Below are 21,583 nucleotides of genomic sequence, written 5' to 3'. Positions count from 1 at the left end.
TATGCAGGCGATAAACAAAGAAAGAGTAGCCGGACTGTTACAGGGGCTGGCGCAATTTGGCAAAACAGAACACGGAATCACAAGATTGGCTTATACGGCAGAAGACAAAGCAGCGCAGGAATGGCTGCTCAAGCAGATACAGGACTTACAGCTGAAGCTGTCTGTAGATGCTGTTGGTAATGTCTTTTTGCGTCGTGAAGGTAAAAATACTGATTTGGCGCCTGTTGCCATGGGTTCCCACATAGATACTGTCGTGCAGGGTGGTGCCTATGATGGTACTGTAGGTGTTGTAGGTGCTTTAGAAGTACTTTATATGCTGCAGGATGAAGAACTGGAGCGGCCGATTGAGGTTATTATTTTCAGGGCAGAGGAATCAAGCCGTTTTGGCTTTGCTACCATCGGCAGTAAACTGATGGCCGGTGTTGGCGACCCTGATAAATTCTCGGGCGCTGCCAAAGAAGGTTCAGTGACTTTTAAAGAAGCACTGACAGAATGGGGCTGTGACCCTGCTGCCTACAAACAGGCACGTAAAGCAGCAGGCTGCTTTAAAAGTTTTTGGGAAATACATATTGAACAGGGTAAGGTACTGGAAGAAACAGGTGAACGCATTGGTATCGTTCATAATATTGCGGCGCCGACGCGGTTTAAAATCATTGTCGAAGGTATAGCTGATCATTCCGGAGCCACTCCCATGGGTTTTCGTAAAGATGCGCTTGTAAGTGCGGCCAGGCTTGTTATAGCCATTGAAGAAGCTGCAACTAATGAAGCGGAAAGCGGCACGGTAGCTACAGTTGGTGTTTTGGATGTAGAGCCATCTTCGATCAATGTAGTTCCTGGCAAGGCTACCTTGTGGGTAGATTTGCGCGGAGTAGATGAAGAAAGTATCAACTGTGCCTTGAGCGATATTCGTGATGCGGTTTCAGAAATTGCTAAAAATGACAGTATTACTATCACTATGGATATGCTGACAGCCGATAATCCTGTCGCTTTGTCGGAAGAGCTGGCAGCAAAGCTGGATGTTATCTGTGCGGCGAAAGGTATCGCTTATCGCCATATGAACAGTGGAGCCGGCCACGATGCTATGCACATGGCTAAACTGGCTCCTGCAAGTATGCTGTTTGTCCCCTGTAAAGGCGGCATCAGCCATAACCCGGCAGAATATGCTGACAACGAAGATATTTGTCTGGCGATCGAGATTTTGGCGGAAGCTGTAAAAGAAGAAGCATCTGCTTAAAAAAGTAAACCAAACGATAAAAACAGGCTGAGAAGAAAAATAACTGTAAAATCTGCTGCAAAGCAGTCCTGCTAAGGCAGGGCTGCTTTGCTTTTTTACTTTGTTCGTAATATAATTATAATGATATAGAATTTTCATTTTTCAATTTGAGGAGACGATAACATGGAAGAAGTGCGTGTGCGTTTTGCACCCAGCCCAACGGGTTATTTACATATCGGTGGAGCAAGAACAGCTTTATTTAACTGGCTTTTTGCTAAAAAACATAATGGTAAGCTGGTGCTGCGTATTGAAGATACTGATACTGAACGGTTGAAAGAAGACAGCGTAAGCCAAATACTTACCAGTTTGAAATGGCTTGGGCTGAACTGGGATGAAGGACCTGAAGTAGGCGGTGAAGTGGGTCCATATTACCAATCAGAGCGTCGTGAGATTTACAGCAAGGTTGCCGAACAGCTGTTGGAAGAAGGTAAGGCGTATTATTGCTTCTGTACTTCGGAAATTTTGGAAGCAGAACGCGAGAAACAACGTGCGGCCAAACAGCCGTTCCGTTATGCCCGCACCTGCCGAGATTTGCCTGTCGAGGAAGCAAAGGCCAGAGCAGCTAAGGGTGAGCCTTATTCCGTACGCATTAAAATACCTACGGAAGGAAACCTGACAGTACATGATCTGATCCACGGCGACGTTACTTTTGATTTAACGCAATTTGATGATTTTGTCATCGTTAAAACTAATGGTATGCCGACCTATAATTTTGCTGTGGTCGTTGATGACCATTTAATGCGCATCAGTCACGTGCTGCGTGCCGAAGAACATTTATCCAATACTCCTAAGCAGGTACTGCTTTATGAGGCCTGTGGTTTTGCTGTTCCTAAATTTGGACATATGCCGATGATACTTGCTCCTGACCGCAGTAAGTTAAGTAAACGTCACGGCGCAACTTCTGTTGAAGAATTCCGTGAACAGGGGTATTTACCGGAAGCAATTGTAAATTATCTGACTCTGCTGGGCTGGGCTCCGGGCAACGAAGAAGAAATTTTCTCGCTGCAGGACACTGTGACTCAGTTTGAATTGGAAAAAATGTCGAAAAAGGCAGCCGTTTATGATACGAAAAAACTTACATGGATGAACGGACAATATTTATCAGCATTGCCGCTGGAAGCAGTTCTGCCTGAGGCAAAAATCTTCTTCATCAAATCCGGCCTGGTAGATGAAGCATGGCTGGAGGCAAATAAAGATTATTTTGCCCGTTTGGTAGACGTAGTGCGCGTACGTGTCAAAACACTGCAGGAAGTTGTTGAAGCCGCAGAATACTTCTTTAAAGAGGTAGAAAGCTATGATGAAAAAGGTGTCGGCAAGCATTTTAAACCGGAAGCAGCCGAGCTCTTAACTGTCTGCATCAATGCGCTTGAAGCGTTAGAGACTTTTGATCTTGCCAGTACGGAAGCCGCTTATAATAAGATTGCCGAAGAGCAGGGATTATCACTGGGAAAAGTTGTGCATCCGACACGCTTGGCTCTGACAGGTCGTACTGTAAGCCCGGGCTTATTTGATGTTATGGTGCTGCTGGGGAAAGAAACTACCTTGAGCAGAATGCGCAAGGCTGTTCAATATATCAAGGCCTTAGCTTAAATCAAAAATATTTATTGAAAGAGGTGCGACGCTGATGAGAATACTGGGGATCTTACTGTGCTGCCTGATACTGGGATTAAGTACTGTAGCTTTTGCCGAGCAACCAACGACTGTTTTCAGCAAAGTTGTTGCGACAAAGAATATGCAGGGCGAGATACCGGAGATTGATGGTCTGAGATATACTAATCTTCAAAAAAGTGTTAACGGCATTTTGAACAGCAAAGTCAAAGACTTGCTGGCGCAGGTTGGCGGCAGCGGTACAGTCAGCTATGAAGTGAAGCTGAACCGTCCCAGCTTAGTCGGTATTTTGCTGAAAGCGACTAACGGCGGCCGTACTGCTTATCAGGCTGTAAATTTAGATATGACTACCGGCAATGAGTTCAGCATTCGCGATTTTGTTGGCGAAGGCAATGCCGTACATGAAATTTTAGGCGCTTATGAAGGCGTGTTATTTGCTGATAACGGTATTTATACGCGTACCAGCAGTGGTGCTGCTTACAGTAATTTTGTTTCTTATAGTAAATTGTTTCCGTTGCTGCGCACAGGCGAAGCAGGCCGTTTGCTGACGGTATATGGATTGACTCGTGCTGTTGAGGATAAGGTCGTAACTGTGAAGGCCGGAGAGCTGCTGGCTTTACAGTTGGAATCCAATCGTACAACGGGTTATTCCTGGTTTGTAGAGGGTAATGGTTATGCTGGTCAGTTTTATGAACTGGGACGTTCTTATGTTTTGCCTGGTAATGCTGCCAACAACCGGACCGGAATGCCTGGATTAGAAATAATTGTTTTCGGTGCCCAGGAGCCGGGCGAATACAAGGTGAATATGGAATATAAGCGTGCCTGGGAAAAAGGCAGCGGCTTTGACAAATTCAGCTTTACTGTTAAAGTATTGTGATAACGGAGGTCTGAGATGGAAAAAACTGCCGTTACCGTGAAAATTTTTAATGATGAATATACTTTAAAGACTGATTTGCCGCGTACTGATGTGGATGCGATTGCGGCAATGGTTGATAAAAAAATGCAGAAACTGGCGACAAGCCAGCATTTGGTCACAACTTCCAAAGTCGCTGTATGGGCGGCGTTGGATCTGGCGGGAGAGTTATATACCTTACGTCGTGAATATGAAGCCTTGCTGAAAGCGGCGAAGGATATTTAGAGAAGAGGTTTTTAGTTAATGAAAAAGCAAACCATCGAACTGCTCGCTCCTGCCGGGAGCTGGGAAGCGTTGGAAGCGGCGGTGAATGCCGGTGCTGATGCTGTATATATGGGCGGCAAAGCTTTTGGCGCACGTCAGTATGCCAGTAATTTTGACCGTGAAGAAATGCAGAAGGCTGTTTACTTTGCTCATATGCACCGTGTGCGACTGTATATCACTGTCAACACGCTGGTCGATGACAGTGAGCTGGGCGAATTGGCTGATTATCTGCTGTTTTTGAGTAATGTGGGCATCGACGGTATTATCGTACAGGATCTGGGTGTGATCCGTCTGGCCCGGCAAATAGTGCCGGACCTGCCTTTGCATGCCAGTACGCAGATGACGGTTACTAATTCCGAGGGTGTTAAGCTTGCTGCTGAAGCCGGTATGGAACGTGTTGTTCTGGCGCGCGAGTTGAGTCTGGAAGAAATAAATACGATCTGTTATGGCACAGATACAGAAATAGAAGTTTTTATTCATGGAGCTTTGTGCGTATGTTATTCAGGTCAATGTTTGATGAGCAGCCTGATCGGCGGCCGCAGCGGCAATCGCGGACGTTGCGCCCAGCCGTGCCGTCTGCCTTATAAGCTGGTCAATGAAGCAGGAGAAGATCTGCTGAGCGGCAAAGACGCAGGGCAATATCTTTTGAGTCCTAAGGACTTGAATACTTTGGATATTTTACCGCAGCTGATCGAAGCCGGTGTAACATCCTATAAAATCGAAGGACGTATGAAGCGTCCTGAATATGTAGCCGTAGTTGTCGATGCTTATCGCAGGGCTATCGACAGTTATCTTGGCGGTGATTATCAGGTGCCGGAAGAAGATTTTGCCAATATTGAACAGATCTTTAATCGTGATTTTACAACTGCTTATCTGCTGGAGCGGCCCGGCAGGGAAATGATGAGCGACCGCCGGCCAAACAATCGCGGTGTTTTGGTGGGGCGTGTTGTTAAGCTTGATAAAGCTGCTAACAAAGCGACACTGAAACTTGATAAAGAATTGCATTTGGATGATGGCTTAGAGTTTTGGGTCAGCGTGGGTGGTCGTGTTGGCACTACTGTGACGTCACTTTTACAGAACGGACAGGAAGTAGCTGTGGCTGCCGCAGGTTCGCAGGTCACTATCGATGTGCCGCATGGCATTAAAATGAATGACCGTGTTTTCAGAACCTTTGATAACCGTCTGATGACATATGCCGCACAGTTCTTTGGTGAGAAGGCCAAACGCCGTATCCCTGTAAGTGCTTTAGTAACAGCAAGAGCAGGCAATCCAATGACGGTGCTGCTGACTGATGACGAGGGCAATACAGGCTATGGTGAAACGCAGTTTATTGTAGAAGCTGCCCGCAAGCATGCTTTAAATGAGGAAACTGTGCGTAAACAGGTAGATAGACTGGGCACGACTGAATATGAGCTGTCAGACTTGGTGCTTGAATGTGATGAAAACGTAATGGTGCCGATGAGCGAGATCAACGAGGCTCGCCGTTTAGCTGTCGAAGCTTTAGATACTGCACGTCTGGAGGCTTTTGCACCGATGCGTGTACAACGTCATAAAGTTCCGCGTGATCTGGTTCCTGCAGAAAAAATCAGCCGCAGTAAACATGCGCTTTTGACTGTGCATGCCGATACTGTTGCTAAAGCACAGGCTGCTTTGGCAGGAGGCGCTGATTATATTATTTTTGGCGGGGATATTTTCAGCAGCAGGCAGCTGCCGAGGCAGTCTTATGCCGAAGTTGCCGGTCTTGCTCAAAATTATGGTAAAAAATGGGCCATAGCGACACCGCGTATTGTTAAAGAAGGACAGCTGCCTTATTTTGCAGAGCTGTTTGCCTATTGGCAGCAGTTGAAGCCCAATGCTGTTTATATCAGCAACAACGGCTTGTGGCAGCTGGCGCAGCAATACAGCGGGCTGTCTTTGTGGGCGGATATGTCTTTGAATATTTATAACGATCAGAATTTGGAATTCTGGCGTGAACAGGGCGCCGTGGGAGCAACCCTGTCAGCCGAGCTGACAATGGCGCAGGTAGAACATTTAGCCGCAGTCAGCCCCGTTCCTGTGGAATGTATGGTGCAGGGTCGGATTGAAATGATGGTTTCGGAATACTGTGTAGGCGGCAGCTTTTTAGGTGATCTGCATCAGGGCGCCTGTAAATTTAACTGCCGGGAGCAGTTGTTTTTGAGCGACCGCAAGGATGCGAAGTTTCCTATAGTTACCGATCAGAACTGCCGAATGCATATTTTAAATGCGCATGACCTGTCGATGCTGACCAATATCAAGCATATGGAAAGTATCGGCGTTGGCCGTCTGCGTTTAGACGCGCGTAATTATACTAATGAAGAAACTGCATCATTAGTAACGCTGTATAAGGAAGTGCTGCGAGGTGACCGCGAAGTTGCGGAAAACCTGCCGCATACGACCAGGGGGCATTATTTCCGCGGCGTATTATAAGGAGTAATTATGGCAAGATTTGCTGTTAAGACATTAGAATTTGATAAAGTAAAAGCGCTGCTGGCCAGCAAAACTGCCACCTCGCTGGGGAAGGCGCAGGCTTTAGCGATACGCACAGAAAGTGAGTTCAGTATCGTTAAGCGCTTGCAGGAGGAAACAGCCGAGGCACTGCGCCTGCTGGATGAAGGGAAAAGATTCCCCTTTGGCGGCGCGCATAATATTGTGGCTGCTGTTAAGCATGCCCAATTAGGGGCTGTGCTGGAAGCTGAAACCTTAATGGAGATCGGCAGTACGGCTGCGGCGATCCGTCAGATCAAGACCTTTTTACAGGAGGAGAGTGAGCTGGCACCGACTTTGGCAGCCTATGCCGAAACTTTGCAGCCGCTGCCGCGTCTGGAAAAACAACTGGAGAATGCTATTTCTGAAAAAGGCGAGATCAAAGACAGTGCTTCGACAAAGCTTGGCGGCTTACGGACTGGCATTCAGATAGCGAAAAACCGTGTGCGTGAACAGCTGGAAAAAGTCCTGCACGATCCTAATAATCAAAAATATTTCCAGGACGCGCTGGTAACTATGCGCGGAGACAGATATGTCATTCCGATCAAACAGGAATATAAACTCAATTTTCCGGGCGTCGTTCACGACCAGTCCGGCAGTGGAGCAACCCTGTTTATTGAGCCGATGGCCGTTGTCAACCTGAATAATGATATCAAAAAATATATGGCCGAAGAAAAAGAGGAAATAGAACGGATTCTGAGGCAGCTGTCCGGCAGCGTCGGGGCAGACGGTGATCTGCTCACTGCCGGCGTCGAGACTCTTACAAATCTTGACGTTATCTGTGCCCGTGCTTATTTGGCGCAGGCTCAGAAAGCCGTAAGGCCAATGCTGCATTTAGGCGGCAAAGTCGAGATCGTGCAGGGACGTCATCCGCTGCTGGATCAAAGTCAAGTAGTGCCCCTGGATATAGAATTGGGCGGAGATTTTAATACGCTTTTGATCACCGGTCCAAATACCGGCGGTAAAACCGTAGCTCTAAAAGCGGTCGGGCTGTTTGCGTTAATGGCGCAGGCCGGCTTGTTTTTACCTGCCCGCAGTGCTAAAATGCCGGTTTTCAGAGCTATTTATGCCGATATTGGTGATGAGCAGAGCATTGAGCAGAGCCTGAGTACTTTTTCCGGACATATGACCAATCTGGTAGAGATTTTAAATGAAGTGCGCAGCGGTGATCTGGTACTGGTGGATGAAATCTGTGCCGGTACTGACCCTAACGAAGGTGCTGCCCTGGCTATGGCGATGTTAGAGCATTTGCATGAACAGGGCGTGCTGACAATGATCACGACACACTACAGCGAATTGAAAACATTTGCTTATGGACATACGGGAATGGAAAATGCCAGCGTGGAATTTGATCCTGTCAGTCTGCGGCCGACCTACAGATTGCTGATGGGTGTTCCGGGCAGCAGCAATGCTTTCAATATCAGCAGAAGGCTGGGACTGTCGGAAGAGATTGTTGAAAATGCCGGTAAACTGCTGGATCAGGAACATGTGCATATGGAAGATGTATTGCACGAGCTGGAAGGCGAACGCCGCCAATATGAATCGCAGAACAAAGAAATACAAATGCTGCGTTTGGAAAGTGAGCGGATTAAGCAGGAGCTGCACAAGCAGAAACAGGAGCTTGACCGCCGCAAGAACGAAATGCTGCGTAAAGCCCGTGAACAGGCTGATGAGATTTACCGCAGCAGCCGTAGGGAATCGGAAGCTATTTTAAAAGAGCTGCGCTCAATGAAGGCTGACTTTGATGCGAAAAAACTGGAAGCTGCTGCAGAAGCCGCGCGCAAACAGTTAAATAAACAGTTCAGTGAAGATGCGCCATTGCCGGAAGGTACGCCGTTGTCAAAAGAAACTGCCAAAGTCGGGCAGACTGTCTTTTTACCTTCACTGCGTCAAAATGGTACGATTGTTGCTGTTAACGGCGGCGATGTGACAGTGCAGGTAGGTATATTAAAAACTAACGTGCCTGCTAAAAATTGCCTGCTGGTAAAAGGTAAGACCAAAGTGAGCGAAGATCTGCGGCCTAAAAAACGCAAGGGGTATGCCCATGATATGCTGGTCACACGTACTGCTTCTACCAGACAGGAACTGGATGTTCGTGGTATGACGATCGAAGAAGCGATACCGACCGTAGATAAAGGCATCGACGATGCACTGCTGGCAGGTTTGCCGGAGCTGCGTATCATTCACGGCAAGGGAACAGGTGCTTTACGTGCCGGACTGACTGCCTATTTATCCGCGCACCGTGCGGTCAAAAGACTGGAGCTGGCTTCGCTGCATGAAGGCGGTGCCGGTGCGACGGTAATTTATCTGTAAAAGGCAGTTTTGTGTAAAAATGTAATACAATCAAGAAAATTTTGTAGAAGATATTGACCGAAAGACTAAATAATGTGATAATAGTTAGTGAAAATATATGCTTTCTGTGCGCTTGGAATGGATTTTTCCGGGTAGCAAGTTAACAAATGGGGGGAAGTAAATGGCTACACTAGTGAAAAAGTTTGGCGGCAGCTCGGTTGCGACACCTGAGAAGATGCATGGTATCGTTGACCGGATTCTGCGCGAACGTCAACCGGACGACAGAATCGTCTTAGTTGTTTCCGCTATGGGCGACCATACTGATGATTTGCTGACTTTAGCTGCTAAAGTCAATCCCGAAATGCCGAAAAGAGAACTGGATATGCTGCTGGCGACAGGCGAGCAGGTCTCCATTGCCCTGATGGCCAGTGCTTTCTGTGCCAAAGGACAGCCCGCAGTATCCTTTACCGGTGCTCAGGCTGGTATCAAAACGAACGATAAGCATTCTAAAGCCAGTATTTTAGACGTACAGGCCTGTCAGGTCAAGCAGGCTCTGGACGAAGGCAAGATAGTTATCGTTGCCGGGTTCCAGGGCATTACTGACTTGGGACAGATCACAACTTTGGGCCGCGGCGGCAGCGATACTACTGCTGTTGCGATTGCGGCAGGTCTGAAAGCTGATATGTGCGATATCTATACTGACGTGGACGGTGTTTATACCGCTGATCCACGTATCGTACCGGGAGCGCAGAAGCTGGACGAGATCACTTTTGTGGAAATGCTGGAACTGGCCCGCCTGGGTGCAGGCGTTATGCAGCCGCGCGCCGTAGAGTATGGTGAGCACAACGGCGTTGCCATCCATGTACGTTCTACCTTTAACGACGTACCCGGAACTATTATTAGGGAGGAATACACAGTGCAAGAGAAAAACTTTGTTATTCGCGGTGTAGCGCACGATACTAATGTCGCAAAAATCGCCGTTCGCGGTGTCAGCGACGAACCGGGCATTGCCTATAAAATCTTCTCGGCTCTGGCTGAAGCCAATATCGATGTCGATATGATCGTTCAAAGCGCAAGCGCTACCGACCATAAAAATGACATCCTGTTTACCGTTACCCAAACCGATATGGTAGAAGCGATGAGCGTTATTGAAAGCCTGAAGGAAACGATGCATTTTGATAAAGCTGACATTGAAGTCAATGTTGCCAAGGTATCTATCGTTGGCGCAGGTATGCTGGGCAGCCCCGGTATTGCCGCAGGTATGTTCGGTGCGCTTGCTAAAGCCAACGTCAATATCGACGTTATCAGTACTTCCGAGATCAGCGTTTCCTGCCTGGTGCCGGAAAAGGACGTTAAAACCGCTGTGAACGCTATCCACGAGCATTTCTTCCCGGAAGGCGCAAAATAAAAAGCAAGCAAAGTTACTTATATAAATTAAGGAGGCCTTTTACCAATGATCACTAGTATTGCAGCTAATCATGCTAAAGGAAAATCTGCCCAGGATAAAATTTTCGGCGCTAATGCCGCTGCCGTTGCCGCAGCAGCTAAATACGGTGCTGACAAAGTAACCAATGCCACTATCGGCGCTATTTTAGACGAAGATGAAAAACTTGTTTGTCTGCCGACTATCGAAAAGGTTTACCGTGGTCTTGCGACAAACGAGCTGATCGCCTACGCTCCTATTTCCGGACTGCCTGATTATCTTGAAAAAGTTATTACTGCTGCTTTCGGCACTTCCAGTCCTGAAGGCTATATCGCCGCTGTTGCTACTGCCGGCGGTACAGGTGTTATCCATCATACTATCTGGAACTATATGGACGCAGGTGAAACCGCGCTGACATCCGACTGGTACTGGGGACCGTATAAGGTTTTGTGTCAGGATATGGGACGTAAGCTGGATACTTATAAAATGCTGGATGAAAATAATAAATACAATCTGCCGGCTTTAAAAGCCAAAGTCAATGAGATTTTGGGCAAACAGAAAAGCCTGCTGCTCATGATCAACACTCCGGCTCATAACCCTACTGGCTACAGCCTCAGTGAAGAAGACTTGCAGGGCGTTATCGACATCATCAAAGAAGCGACTGCAGGTACTGATAAAACTGTAACGCTGCTTTTAGACGTAGCATATATTGATTATGCCGGCGAAAAAGAAGAAGTTCGTAAGATCTTCAAAAAGCTTTCTAATCTGCCTGCTAACATTCTCAGTATTGTGGCATACAGTATGTCTAAAGGCTTTACACTTTATGGCCAGCGCACCGGCGCTATGATCGGCGTTTCTTCTTCTAAGGAAATCATTGAAGAATTTGCCGCCATCAACCAATATACCAGCCGTGCGACCTGGTCCAACATCAACCGTCCGGCAATGAAAACTCTGGCTAATATTTACAGTGACCCGGAACTGCTTGCCGCTACCGAAAAAGAGCGTGACGATTATTATCAAATGATCAAAGCACGTGCCGACCTGTTCACAAAAGAAGCCGAAGAATGCGGCTTGCCGATGCTGCCTTATGTAGCAGGCTTCTTCCTGTCCATTCCGGCAAAAAATCCCGATGCTATCTGTGATAAACTGCACGAAGACAATATTTTTGCTGTTCCTTTGGCTGCAGGTGTACGTATTGCCGTTTGCGCAGTACCGCTTAAAAAGATCGCCGGTATGGCTGCAAAAGTACAGGCTGCAATGCAGGCTGTAGAAAAATAAGCATTGATAACAATCAAAGACCGGAGCTAAAAAAGTTCCGGTCTTTTTTCCCATAAGGAGTATTTATGAAAATTAAATTGACATTACCCAACAATATTATCAGAGAGTATCCTGCAGGAACGACGCTGTTGGAAGTCAGCAGAGACTTTGCTGCTAACTATCAAAGCCCGATCGTGGAAGGTATTTTCAATGGCATTGGTACTGATCTGCAAAAGCCTGTTTTTGAAAATGGTACAGTTGATTTTATAACGCTGGATACGGAGGAGGGGATGCGCGTTTATGTGCGCAGCCTGCTGTTCCTTTTTCTGGTAGCTATCAAAGAGCTGCGGCCGGAAGTAAAAATTGAGGCCCGTAATTCCCTGGGCAGCGCTTTATTTTGCGAAATCACTAACGATATCGTACTCAGCAACTACGATTTAAAGGCCTTGGAAGACTATATGAAAGAGCTGGCAGCCAAGTCTGAACCGATCATTTATAAACATATAAATAAAAAAGAAGCTGAAAAAATTTTATGCGAGCGGAACGAAGCTGACCGCTTGGAGCTGCTGCACGCTATTGATGATGATTTACTGCTGACCTGTTATACCTTGAAGGGCCATATGGAATATTTTTTCGGGCCGATGCTGCCGGATTGCGGTTATTTGAAGCTGTTTGAACTGATAAACTACGAAAACGGCATCGTTATCAATTATCCGGAAACGGGTCAGAACGAACTGGATGTTTTTGTTGACAGCCCCAAACTCAATAAAATGTTCCACGAGATGGAAGAATGGTCAACTATGCTGCAATGCAATACTGTTGCCAAGCTGAACCGCATTATAAAAGAGGACCATGCCGGAGTGATCATTCAGGTGGCTGAGGCGCTGCATGAAAAAAAGATCGCCGCCATAGCTGATGAAATCACTGATAAAGGCAAAGACGTACATCTCGTGTTGATTGCCGGTCCTTCTTCCTCAGGGAAAACGACCTTTGCACAAAGATTGAGCATCCAGCTGGTAGTCAATGGTCTCAGACCTGTGCCGATATCGATGGACGATTATTATAAAGAACGTTTGAATACACCGCGCAAAGCGGATGGATCTTATGATTTTGAAAGCGTCGAAGCGATCGATCTGGAATTATTCAATGACCATTTGAAGCGTCTGCTGGCAGGTGAAACAGTTAAAATACCCAAATACAATTTCCGTACCGGACTGCGCGAATACCGTGGCCGTGAGCTGACTTTGAGCGATAACTCTGTGCTGATCGTCGAAGGTATCCACGGCTTGAACGAACGTATTTCTGCCGTTGTTCCGGCCCGTAATAAACTGAAAGTCTATATCAGTGCCCTGACGCCGATGTCGCTGGATGATTACAACCGTATCCAGACTACCGATATGCGTTTGCTGCGCCGGCTGGTGCGTGATTCGCAGTTCCGTTCGCATGACGCGCTGATGACTTTGAAGCTGTGGGACGATGTGCGCCGTGGGGAAGAAAAATATATTTTCCCATTCCAGGAAGAAGCAGATATTATTTTTAATACCACACTGGTGTATGAGTTTGCAGTATTGAAAAAGTATGCCGAGCCTTTGCTGCAGGGCGTACCGGAAACAGAAGCGGTCTATACTAACGCGCAAAGACTGCTTGGACTGCTTAGCCATGTGACACCGCTGGATAAAGAGCTGATTCCCAAAAACTCTATTTTACGTGAATTTGTGGGCGGCAGCGCCTTTAAAGAAGCCCTGTAATTGAATAAAAGCATCACCAACGGCAGCTTTTTAAAAAAGCTGCCGTTTCTATATGTATCCATAGAGATTTGGTAAAATCCTGTTTTTACTTATCCTTGATATTTTGTAATTTATTAATCCGACAAATGGAGTATTTTTGTTGCTTTTTGTTGCCGAAACCATTGATAATACCAGTTAAAGAGGTATATAATTATAAAAAAGCTGCCTTTTATTGAATTAAGTAACAGAAATAAATATGCTTTGCAAATGATTGCTTATACAGGGGATAAAGCGCAGAAACAGCGGGCTTAAAGCAGGTTTGTAACCATTGGGGACTTTGACTTTAAGTTTTGTGGCTACAGGAAGAGACGCTGCTTCCTGACAGGGGGATTTTATATGCAGAAGATGATTTATCATTTAGGGGTCGATATTGGTTCGACTACGATCAAATTTGTGGTCTTAGATGAAAAGGAGCGAATAATTTTTAAAGATTATTTTCGCCATTTGTCAGATCCCAGCACTGCATTTTTACAAGAGATTCAGAAAATTCTCGCTATTATTGACGGCAGGGAATTTTCGTTGATATTGACCGGTTCGGCTGGTTTTGGATTTGCCGAACGTATGGGGGTGCCGCATGTACAAGAGGTTATTGCTTGTCGCGCGGCGCTTCGTTCTTTGCTGCCAGAAGCGGAAACAGCAGTTGAATTAGGCGGTGAGGATGCCAAGATAACCTGGCTGGGCAGTTCGTCGGAACAGCGTATGAACGGTGTCTGTGCCGGCGGCACAGGCGCGTTTATCGACCATATGGCATCGCTTTTGGGTACTGACGCTGCCGGACTTGGCAGTATGGCAGAACGCTGCAAGCGTATTTATCCGATCGCCTCACGCTGTGGTGTTTTTGCTAAAACTGATGTGCAGGCCCTGATCAACGACGGTGCTTCTAAAGAAGATATTGCCGGCTCGGTTTTGCAGGCGGTAGTTCATCAGACGATCGGCAATTTGTCGCAGGGACGTCCAATCAGCGGCAAAGTTGCTTTCCTGGGTGGCCCGCTGCACTTTTTACCGCAGCTGCGCAAGCAGTTTATTGCTACTTTAAAATTGCAGGCTGACGCAGCTTTGATAACTGAAGATGCGGATTGCTTCGTCGCTATCGGTGCTGCTTTGGCAGGTAAGGACGGCGAGATTTTTAACGAAGAAAAGCTGCTGCAGGCCCTGGCAAAAGTGAACGATGCGCCGCTGGACGCAGTGGCAAAACTGCCGCCGCTGTTTGCAGATGAAGCTGATTATGGAAAATTCTGCTGCAGACATGCCCAGCATCAGGTAGAGCGTGAAGCTTTGGCCGCATATAACGGTAAATGTTATCTGGGTATCGATTCCGGTTCGACAACTTTAAAAATGGCATTGCTTTCAGAGGATAACAAACTGCTGTGGTCTTATTACAGCGGTAATAACGGCAATCCGGTACAGATCGCCGCTGCTGCCTTAAAGGATCTGTACGGAAAAATGCCTGCTGGGGCTGTGATCGGCGGAGCGGCTGTTACCGGCTACGGTGAAGAAATGATGAAGGTCGCTTTTGGCGCTGACTTCGGAGAAGTTGAGACCGTAGCACATTTACGGGCGGCACAGTTTTTTGCGCCGCAGGTTTCCTTTTTGATCGATATCGGAGGACAGGATATCAAATGCTTTTTTGTGAAAAATGGTATTCCTGACCGCCTGATGCTGAATGAAGCGTGCAGTGCCGGCTGCGGTTCTTTTATCGAAAACTTTGCGCAGGGGCTGGGGCTTGACGCTGGTGAATTTGCCAAGCTGGCTTTAACAGCTAAAGAACCCGTTGATTTGGGTGTACGCTGTACTGTTTTTATGAATTCTAAAGTAAAACAAGCGCAGAAGGACGGTGCGGCCATTGGCGATATTGCAGCCGGGCTGGCTATTTCCGTTGTTAAAAATGCGCTTTATAAAGTTATTCGTCTGCGTGACGCAGGCGAGCTTGGTGATACCATCGTCGTGCAGGGCGGCACCTTCCACAGCGATGCTATTTTGCGTGCTATGGAACAGCTGACAGGCAAAGAAGTCATCAGACCGGATATTGCAGGGCTGATGGGTGCGTTTGGCGCTGCGCTGCTGGCGCACGACCGCTGTCTGGAAAAATCGACATTGGTAGATGCCACAACACTGTCTGCTTTTGACTACCGCAGTAAAAGCTATCGCTGCGGCGGCTGCGGTAATAATTGTTTGGTAACTGCTCACTACTTCCCGGCAGGAGTGTTTCATACGGGCAACCGTTGCCCGCGCGGTGCGGGGCTGCCAATGACCAATACCAGCGCGCCTAATATGTATGCATATAAATACCACCGGGTTTTTGATTACGAACCGCTGCCGTTAGAAGCCGCTAAGCGCGGTGTCATCGGCATACCGCGGATTTTGAACATGTACGAGGATTATCCCTTCTGGTTCACGCTCTTTACCCGGCTGGGCTATCGGGTCGAGCTGTCGGGCCCGTCGTCAAAGGAATTGTACGAATCGGCCATGGCCTCCATACCTTCCGACTCACTCTGTTATCCGGCCAAGCTGGTGCATGGACATATCCATGATCTGCTGGTAAAAGGGGTCAAAAAGATTTTCTATCCCTGTGTTCCTTACAATGAAAAAGAATGTCAGAAAGCCAATAACTGCTATAACTGCCCGGTCGTAGCAACCTATGCCGAAAGTGTCTACGCCAATATGGAAGAGCTGCGGGCGGCCGATGTTGAGTTTATGCATCCATTCCTGCCGCTGTACCATGATAAACGCCTGGCAGAACGTCTGGCAGAAGTTTTCCGTCAGGAAGGCCTGAAGCATAAGGAACTGGAAGCTGCCGTACAGGCAGCACGTACCGAACAGCTTAGCTACAAGCAGGAAATCAGAGATATGGGGCACAAGCTGCTGCAAAAAGTGCTGGACGGGCATGGGCATGCCGTAGTTTTGGCAGGGCGTCCGTATCACGCAGATCCGGAAATCAACCACGGTTTGCCGGAGATGATCGCCTCCTTTGGTTTAACAGTCATTTCGGAAGATGCGGTTGCCGACCTGCCGGAAAGCCTTAAAGGGCAGTTGCCTGTAGTTGTTGACCAGTGGTCGTGGCATTCCCGGCTTTATCGGGCAGCAGAATTTGTGGCTGTACATAAGGAATTAGAGATGATTCAGCTCAGTTCCTTCGGCTGCGGGCTTGATGCCATCACCTCAGACGTAGTAAAAGAGATTTTAGAGCGTCATCACAGGCTGTATACCTTACTGAAGGTCGACGAGATCAACCATATCAGTTCCGCACGTATCCGTATCCGTTCTTTGCTGGCGGCCATGCGCGAACGTATTGATAAACATCAGGAAACAGACATACCTGCTTATATACCGCCGTCGTTTTCAAAAACAATGCGGAATACACACGTTATCCTGGCGCCGCAGCTTTCACCAGTGCACTTCCAGTTTATGGAAACTGCTCTGCGCCGTGCCGGATACAAGCTGGAGATCGCGCCGCTGCCGGATCGGGAAGCAGTAGCCTTAGGTCTGAAATATGTCAATAATGATATTTGTTATCCGGCAATCCTGGTTATTGGCCAGATGCTGCGGGCGTTGACGTCGGGAAAATATGACCTGAATAAAACCAGTATCGCTCTGTTCCAATCGGGCGGCGCCTGCCGCGCGACCAACTATATCGCTCTGATGCGCCGCGCTTTGCGTGATGCAGGGCTTGGCAGTATACCTGTTTTTTCGCTGTATGGTGAAAAAAGCGATGGGTTTTCGCTGTCGTGGCATTTGCTGAAGGATATGGTCAAAGGCTTGCTGTATGGCGATTTACTGATGCAGCTGCTGCATCGCGTACGTCCTTATGAGCAGGAAAAGGGCGCGGCCGATGCTTTGTATAAACTGATGTCACAGCTTTGCAAGGACAGCCTGGCAGGCTTGACTGGCTTATCATTTGAACAGACGATCAAACGGGTGACTGCTGCCTTTGATGTGCTGCCGCTGCGTGATAATGTGCGCAAGCCCAAGGTAGGCATCGTCGGCGAAATACTGGTCAAATATCATCCGGTTGCCAACAATAACATCGTCAGCTATCTTGAAGCTGAAGGCGCCGAAGTCATACTGCCGAATATGATGGACTTCTTCCTGTATGCGGCTTATGACGAACAGGTCAAACGCCGTCTGCTGGACGGAACGCTGGGCAATGTGATCAAGTCCAAATTATTTATGAAGTTTTTGGATTATTACCGCAAGCCGCTGAATATAGCGCTGCAAAAGAGTAAACGTTTCAGTGCCTATGAACCTTTATCGGCCTTGATCGCTTTGGCAGAAAAACATCTTTCTACCGGCAATATGGCCGGCGAAGGCTGGCTGCTGACTGCCGAGATGGCCAAGCTGCTGCGCAGCGGCATAGATAATATCGTCTGCCTGCAGCCGTTTGCCTGCCTGCCGAATCATGTTACCGGCAAGGGCATGATCCGCGAGCTTCTGCGCACTGATCCTCAGGCGAATATCATTGCGCTTGATTGTGACGCTGATGCCAGCCAGGTCAATCAAATGAACAGGATCAAGCTGATGCTGGAAATAGCAAAAGAAAAGCTGCAGCAGGCAGAAGAAAAAGCCATAAACGCATAAAATACATAAAAAAGCCGTATGTCTTATGACATACGGCTTTTGTGTATTCAGGTCAACGGTGTTTTTTGAAATAGGCTAAAGCAACATCAGGGAACAGGGCATAAGATAAAACATCGTCGACGTCGGCGTTGGGATAGCCGGCAGCAGCCAGTTTAGCCTTCAGGCTTTCCATTTGCGGCGCAATATCGTCAGCAGGGCGATGATCGATCTGCGGTTCGTCACCGATAGCCAGTTTTTTGACTTCAGGATCGATCGGCGCAGGTGTGCGGCCATATTTTCCGCGCACAAGGTCTTTGACTTCATTCGGGATCATCTTGTAACGGCCTAAAGTGACGTTCAAAGCAGCCATAGAGCCTACGATCTGGCTGGTAGGTGTCACCAGCGGCGGATAACCAAGCTCGGCGCGTACACGCGGCATTTCTTCCAGTAATTCTGGATATTTATCGGCAGAACCCATTTCCTTCATCTGATTCAGCAGATTCGACAGCATACCGCCGGGGATCTGGAAGGTGAGTACCTTAGGATCGATGGGAATATTGTCGTTCAGGCCAAAATCTTTAACAAGCTGTGTTTTGACGCCGCGGAAATAATCGGCAGCCTTATGCAGCCTGTTCAGTTCGATACCGGTATCACGGGGCTGCCCCTGCAGGGTAGCGACGATAGCCTCGGTAGAAGGCTGGCCGGTGCTTTGTGCGAACGGAGATAAAGCGGTATCGATCATATCGACGCCGGCTTCGATAGCTTTTAAGTAAGTCATATCGCCCATACCGCTGGTAAAGTGGGTATGGATATCGATCGGCACGGTAAGCTGCGATTTGAGCGTACGTACCAGTTTTTCGGCATTATACGGCGACAGCAGTCCTGCCATATCCTTGATGCAGATCGAATCGGCGCCCATTTGCACCAGCTCCTGGGCAACCTTTAAAAAGTCTTCGTCCTTATGGTAGGGGCTGATAGTATAAACAAAAGCACCCTGTACGTGTGCGCCTGCTTCTTTAGCGGCACGCATCGAGCATTCCATATTGCGGGTGTCGTTTAAAGCGTCAAAAATACGGATAATGGAAACGCCGTTATCGACAGAACGTTTAACGAATTCTTTTACAACATCATCGGCATAATGGCTGTAGCCCAGAATATTCTGACCACGCAGCAGCATCTGGATCGGTGTTTTGGGTAAATGTTTTTTTAAAGTACGCAGGCGTTCCCACGGATCTTCATCTAAAAAGCGCAGGCAGGCGTCAAAAGTAGCGCCGCCCCAGGCCTCTAGGGCATAATAGCCCATATCGTCAAGTTCCTCCAGAACAGGAACCATATCGGTAATACGCATTCTGGTAGCCGCCAGAGACTGATGACCATCGCGCAGAACAGTTTCTACGATTTTAACAGGTGTGGTATTCATAACAAACCTCCTTGTAATAACTAATATCCTTACTGTTATTTTAGCACAGTGCAGTCGAAATTAAAAGATACAAAATACTGCATACACAGGAAAAGTTATTAATTAGAAGGCTTTTTAAATATTTATAATAACAAACATCATAAAATATAATTTGACCTTATAAAAGCACCAAAAAATTTTTTCGTCAGGTATCTGCATTCTGATTTTATGCACGCAAGAACAGTAAAATGCCTTTGAAAGTAACCTTTGCAGCAGCTTTAAAGCTATTGATAAAGACTGTTTCGGGTGTGTTGAATCGAACTGACATATAATATATAATATATTATTATTGCAATGAATATAAATTTGAAAGTCTAGGGATAGAATTATGATGAAAAGGGAATATTTAAACGAAAATGTATATGAAGCGCTGCAGCGTCGCTTAAAGTTCCTGTTTGAGGAATTTGATAATATCTTTGTATCATTTTCCGGCGGTAAAGACAGTGGTCTGCTGCTCAATCTGGTGCTTGATTTTCAAAAGGCACATTATCCGGATAAACGCATCGGCGTTTTTCATCAGGATTTTGAAGCGCAGTACAGCGCTACCACAGAATACGTCGAAAGGACCTTTGCACGGATCGAAAAAGATGTGGAGCCGTATTGGGTCTGCCTGCCGATGGCGACAAGGACGGCGCTCAGCAGCTACGAAATGTACTGGTATCCCTGGGACAACACCAAAGAAGATGCCTGGGTCAGGCCGATGCCTCAGCATAAATATGTGATCAACATCAAAAATAACCCGATGACGACATATCGTTACCGTATGCATCAGGAAGATTTGGCCAAACAGTTTGGCAGGTGGTACCGTATTGCGCACGGCGATAAGAAAACAGTGTGCCTGCTGGGTATTCGCGCTGATGAATCGCTGCAGCGTTACAGCGGTTTTTTGAACCGAAAATACGGTTACAAAGAAACCTGCTGGATCAGCAACCAGTTCAAAAATGTCTGGGTGGCTTCGCCTATATATGACTGGAGTACCAGCGATGTCTGGCACGCCAATTATACGTTTCAATATGATTATAACCGTCTGTACGACCTTTATTATATGGCAGGGCTTAAGCCCGATCAAATGCGTGTTGCTTCGCCCTTCAATGATTATGCTAAAGACAGCCTCAATCTGTATCGGGTCATCGACCCTCAGATCTGGGTCAAGCTTATCGGCCGTGTACGGGGCGCTAATTTCGGTGCTATTTATGGCAAAACGAAAGCTATGGGTTATAAAAATATCACACTGCCGGAAGGGCATACCTGGGAATCATATACCCGCTTTTTATTGGCAACACTGCCGTCAAGGCTCAGGCAGAACTATATCAAAAAATTCAAAACCTCAATTGAATTCTGGCATACAGTGGGCGGCGGGCTGGAAGAAGAAACTATCCGCGAACTGGAGGAACACGGATATAATATCCGGCGCAACGGCGTTTCCAATTACACCGTCATGAAAAACTCCCGCATTGTTTTTATCGGCAAAATACCTGACCATACCGACAACATCAAATCTACCAAAGATATCCCCAGCTGGAAGAGGATGTGCTTCTGCATCCTGAAAAACGACCACCTGTGCCGCTTTATGGGCTTTGGTCTGACGCGTCAGCAGCAGAAACTGGTAGATGTTCTGAAGAAAAAATACAGTAAGGTTTGTGATGAAAAATGAAATTCAGCAGTCCTGTTTACAACATAATTTCTGTACCGATCGAAAAAATCGAGCCTAATACCTATAATCCGAACTCTGTGGCGCCGCCGGAACTGAAGCTGCTGTATGACAGCATCAAGGAAGACGGTTACACTATGCCCATCGTTTGCTATTATGACAACGAAAAAGATCTGTATATAATCGTCGACGGTTTTCACCGTTACCGCATTATGCTGGACTATCAGGATATTTACGAACGGGAAGGCGGCAAGCTGCCGGTATCGGTCATCGATAAGCCCATCGACTGCCGGATGGCGAGTACGATCAGGCATAACCGGGCCAGGGGTTCCCATGATGTCGACCTCATGAGCAACATCATCAGCGAGCTGCATGAGCTGGGACGTTCGGATGCCTGGATCTCCAAGCATCTGGGTATGGACAAAGATGAAATATTGCGGTTGAAACAAATTACCGGGCTGACAGCTCTCTTTAAAGAAGTAGAGTTCGGCAGAGCCTGGAAAGCGATTGAAAATGACTTGCAGGACGAGTGGGAAGAAGTTGAGAAATAAGTAGCAGCATGGTGTTTCAATATTTAACGAAAAACAGACATTCAGA

13 protein-coding genes are annotated in these 21,583 nt (G+C 47.3%); 12 read left to right on the top strand and 1 reads right to left on the bottom strand.

Annotated elements, in window-relative coordinates:
• The first annotated feature begins 1 nt into the window (after position 1).
• The 10 genes from PFJ30894_RS09110 to PFJ30894_RS09065 all read left to right on the top strand — a co-directional run bounded on the left by PFJ30894_RS09110 (position 2) and on the right by PFJ30894_RS09065 (position 17,897).
• A complete protein-coding gene (locus PFJ30894_RS09110; RefSeq protein WP_125669639.1) occupies positions 2-1,234 on the top strand; it encodes a M20 family metallo-hydrolase in 1,233 nt (410 codons plus the stop codon).
• A gap of 162 nt (positions 1,235-1,396) precedes the next feature.
• Positions 1,397-2,863, top strand: coding sequence for a glutamate--tRNA ligase (gene gltX / locus PFJ30894_RS09105; RefSeq protein ID WP_113077693.1), 1,467 nt, complete (start codon positions 1,397-1,399; stop codon positions 2,861-2,863).
• 34 nt (positions 2,864-2,897) lie between these two features.
• Complete coding sequence (locus tag PFJ30894_RS09100; protein ID WP_113077694.1) at positions 2,898-3,758, top strand: protease inhibitor I42 family protein; 861 nt, start codon at positions 2,898-2,900, stop codon at positions 3,756-3,758.
• 15 nt (positions 3,759-3,773) lie between these two features.
• Positions 3,774-4,019, top strand: coding sequence for a cell division protein ZapA (locus tag PFJ30894_RS09095; RefSeq protein WP_021717857.1), 246 nt, complete (start codon positions 3,774-3,776; stop codon positions 4,017-4,019).
• Between the two features lie 18 nt (positions 4,020-4,037).
• A complete protein-coding gene (locus PFJ30894_RS09090; RefSeq protein WP_125669638.1) occupies positions 4,038-6,506 on the top strand; it encodes a DUF3656 domain-containing U32 family peptidase in 2,469 nt (822 codons plus the stop codon).
• A gap of 9 nt (positions 6,507-6,515) precedes the next feature.
• Complete coding sequence (locus tag PFJ30894_RS09085) at positions 6,516-8,876, top strand: endonuclease MutS2 (RefSeq protein ID WP_125669637.1); 2,361 nt, start codon at positions 6,516-6,518, stop codon at positions 8,874-8,876.
• Between the two features lie 160 nt (positions 8,877-9,036).
• Positions 9,037-10,263, top strand: coding sequence for an aspartate kinase (locus PFJ30894_RS09080; RefSeq protein ID WP_021717860.1), 1,227 nt, complete (start codon positions 9,037-9,039; stop codon positions 10,261-10,263).
• Positions 10,264-10,308: 45 nt separating this feature from the next.
• Entirely contained in the window at positions 10,309-11,556 is a 1,248-nt protein-coding gene (locus PFJ30894_RS09075; RefSeq protein WP_125669636.1) for a pyridoxal phosphate-dependent aminotransferase, read from the top strand.
• Between the two features lie 65 nt (positions 11,557-11,621).
• Entirely contained in the window at positions 11,622-13,283 is a 1,662-nt protein-coding gene (locus PFJ30894_RS09070; protein ID WP_113077697.1) for a nucleoside kinase, read from the top strand.
• 375 nt (positions 13,284-13,658) lie between these two features.
• A complete protein-coding gene (locus PFJ30894_RS09065) occupies positions 13,659-17,897 on the top strand; it encodes an acyl-CoA dehydratase activase-related protein (protein ID WP_125669635.1) in 4,239 nt (1,412 codons plus the stop codon).
• A 52-nt stretch (positions 17,898-17,949) separates the two neighbouring features.
• On the opposite strand, the gene PFJ30894_RS09060 is transcribed toward PFJ30894_RS09065, so the two are convergent.
• On the bottom strand, positions 17,950-19,296 hold the full coding sequence (locus PFJ30894_RS09060) for a pyruvate carboxylase subunit B (protein ID WP_125669634.1): 1,347 nt from the start codon (positions 19,294-19,296) through the stop codon (positions 17,950-17,952).
• Positions 19,297-19,666: 370 nt separating this feature from the next.
• Between PFJ30894_RS09060 and PFJ30894_RS09055 the strand changes: the two genes are divergently transcribed.
• A complete protein-coding gene (locus tag PFJ30894_RS09055; protein WP_125669964.1) occupies positions 19,667-20,989 on the top strand; it encodes a phosphoadenosine phosphosulfate reductase in 1,323 nt (440 codons plus the stop codon).
• On the top strand, positions 20,986-21,537 hold the full coding sequence (locus PFJ30894_RS09050; protein WP_125669633.1) for an IbrB-like domain-containing protein: 552 nt from the start codon (positions 20,986-20,988) through the stop codon (positions 21,535-21,537). Before PFJ30894_RS09055 ends, PFJ30894_RS09050 begins: the two co-directional genes overlap by 4 nt.
• Positions 21,538-21,583: the final 46 nt, after the last annotated feature.

It is taken from the genome of Phascolarctobacterium faecium (assembly GCF_003945365.1).
GTDB classification, from domain to species: domain Bacteria; phylum Bacillota; class Negativicutes; order Acidaminococcales; family Acidaminococcaceae; genus Phascolarctobacterium; species Phascolarctobacterium faecium.
This window is presented reverse-complemented; position numbering and strand designations above follow the sequence as displayed.

Bases quoted from the DNA above. Each gene is read 5' to 3' on its own strand.
- PFJ30894_RS09080 (WP_021717860.1), top strand. From the start codon at position 9,037: ATGGCTACACTAGTGAAAAAGTTTGGCGGCAGCTCGGTTGCGACACCT.
- PFJ30894_RS09070 (WP_113077697.1), top strand. From the start codon at position 11,622: ATGAAAATTAAATTGACATTACCCAACAATATTATCAGAGAGTATCCT.
- PFJ30894_RS09055 (WP_125669964.1), top strand. From the start codon at position 19,667: ATGAAAAGGGAATATTTAAACGAAAATGTATATGAAGCGCTGCAGCGT.
- PFJ30894_RS09085 (WP_125669637.1), top strand. From the start codon at position 6,516: ATGGCAAGATTTGCTGTTAAGACATTAGAATTTGATAAAGTAAAAGCG.
- PFJ30894_RS09100 (WP_113077694.1), top strand. From the start codon at position 2,898: ATGAGAATACTGGGGATCTTACTGTGCTGCCTGATACTGGGATTAAGT.
- gltX (WP_113077693.1), top strand. From the start codon at position 1,397: ATGGAAGAAGTGCGTGTGCGTTTTGCACCCAGCCCAACGGGTTATTTA.
- PFJ30894_RS09050 (WP_125669633.1), top strand. From the start codon at position 20,986: ATGAAATTCAGCAGTCCTGTTTACAACATAATTTCTGTACCGATCGAA.
- PFJ30894_RS09075 (WP_125669636.1), top strand. From the start codon at position 10,309: ATGATCACTAGTATTGCAGCTAATCATGCTAAAGGAAAATCTGCCCAG.
- PFJ30894_RS09090 (WP_125669638.1), top strand. From the start codon at position 4,038: ATGAAAAAGCAAACCATCGAACTGCTCGCTCCTGCCGGGAGCTGGGAA.
- PFJ30894_RS09110 (WP_125669639.1), top strand. From the start codon at position 2: ATGCAGGCGATAAACAAAGAAAGAGTAGCCGGACTGTTACAGGGGCTG.
- PFJ30894_RS09095 (WP_021717857.1), top strand. From the start codon at position 3,774: ATGGAAAAAACTGCCGTTACCGTGAAAATTTTTAATGATGAATATACT.
- PFJ30894_RS09065 (WP_125669635.1), top strand. From the start codon at position 13,659: ATGCAGAAGATGATTTATCATTTAGGGGTCGATATTGGTTCGACTACG.
- PFJ30894_RS09060 (WP_125669634.1), bottom strand. From the start codon at position 19,296: ATGAATACCACACCTGTTAAAATCGTAGAAACTGTTCTGCGCGATGGT.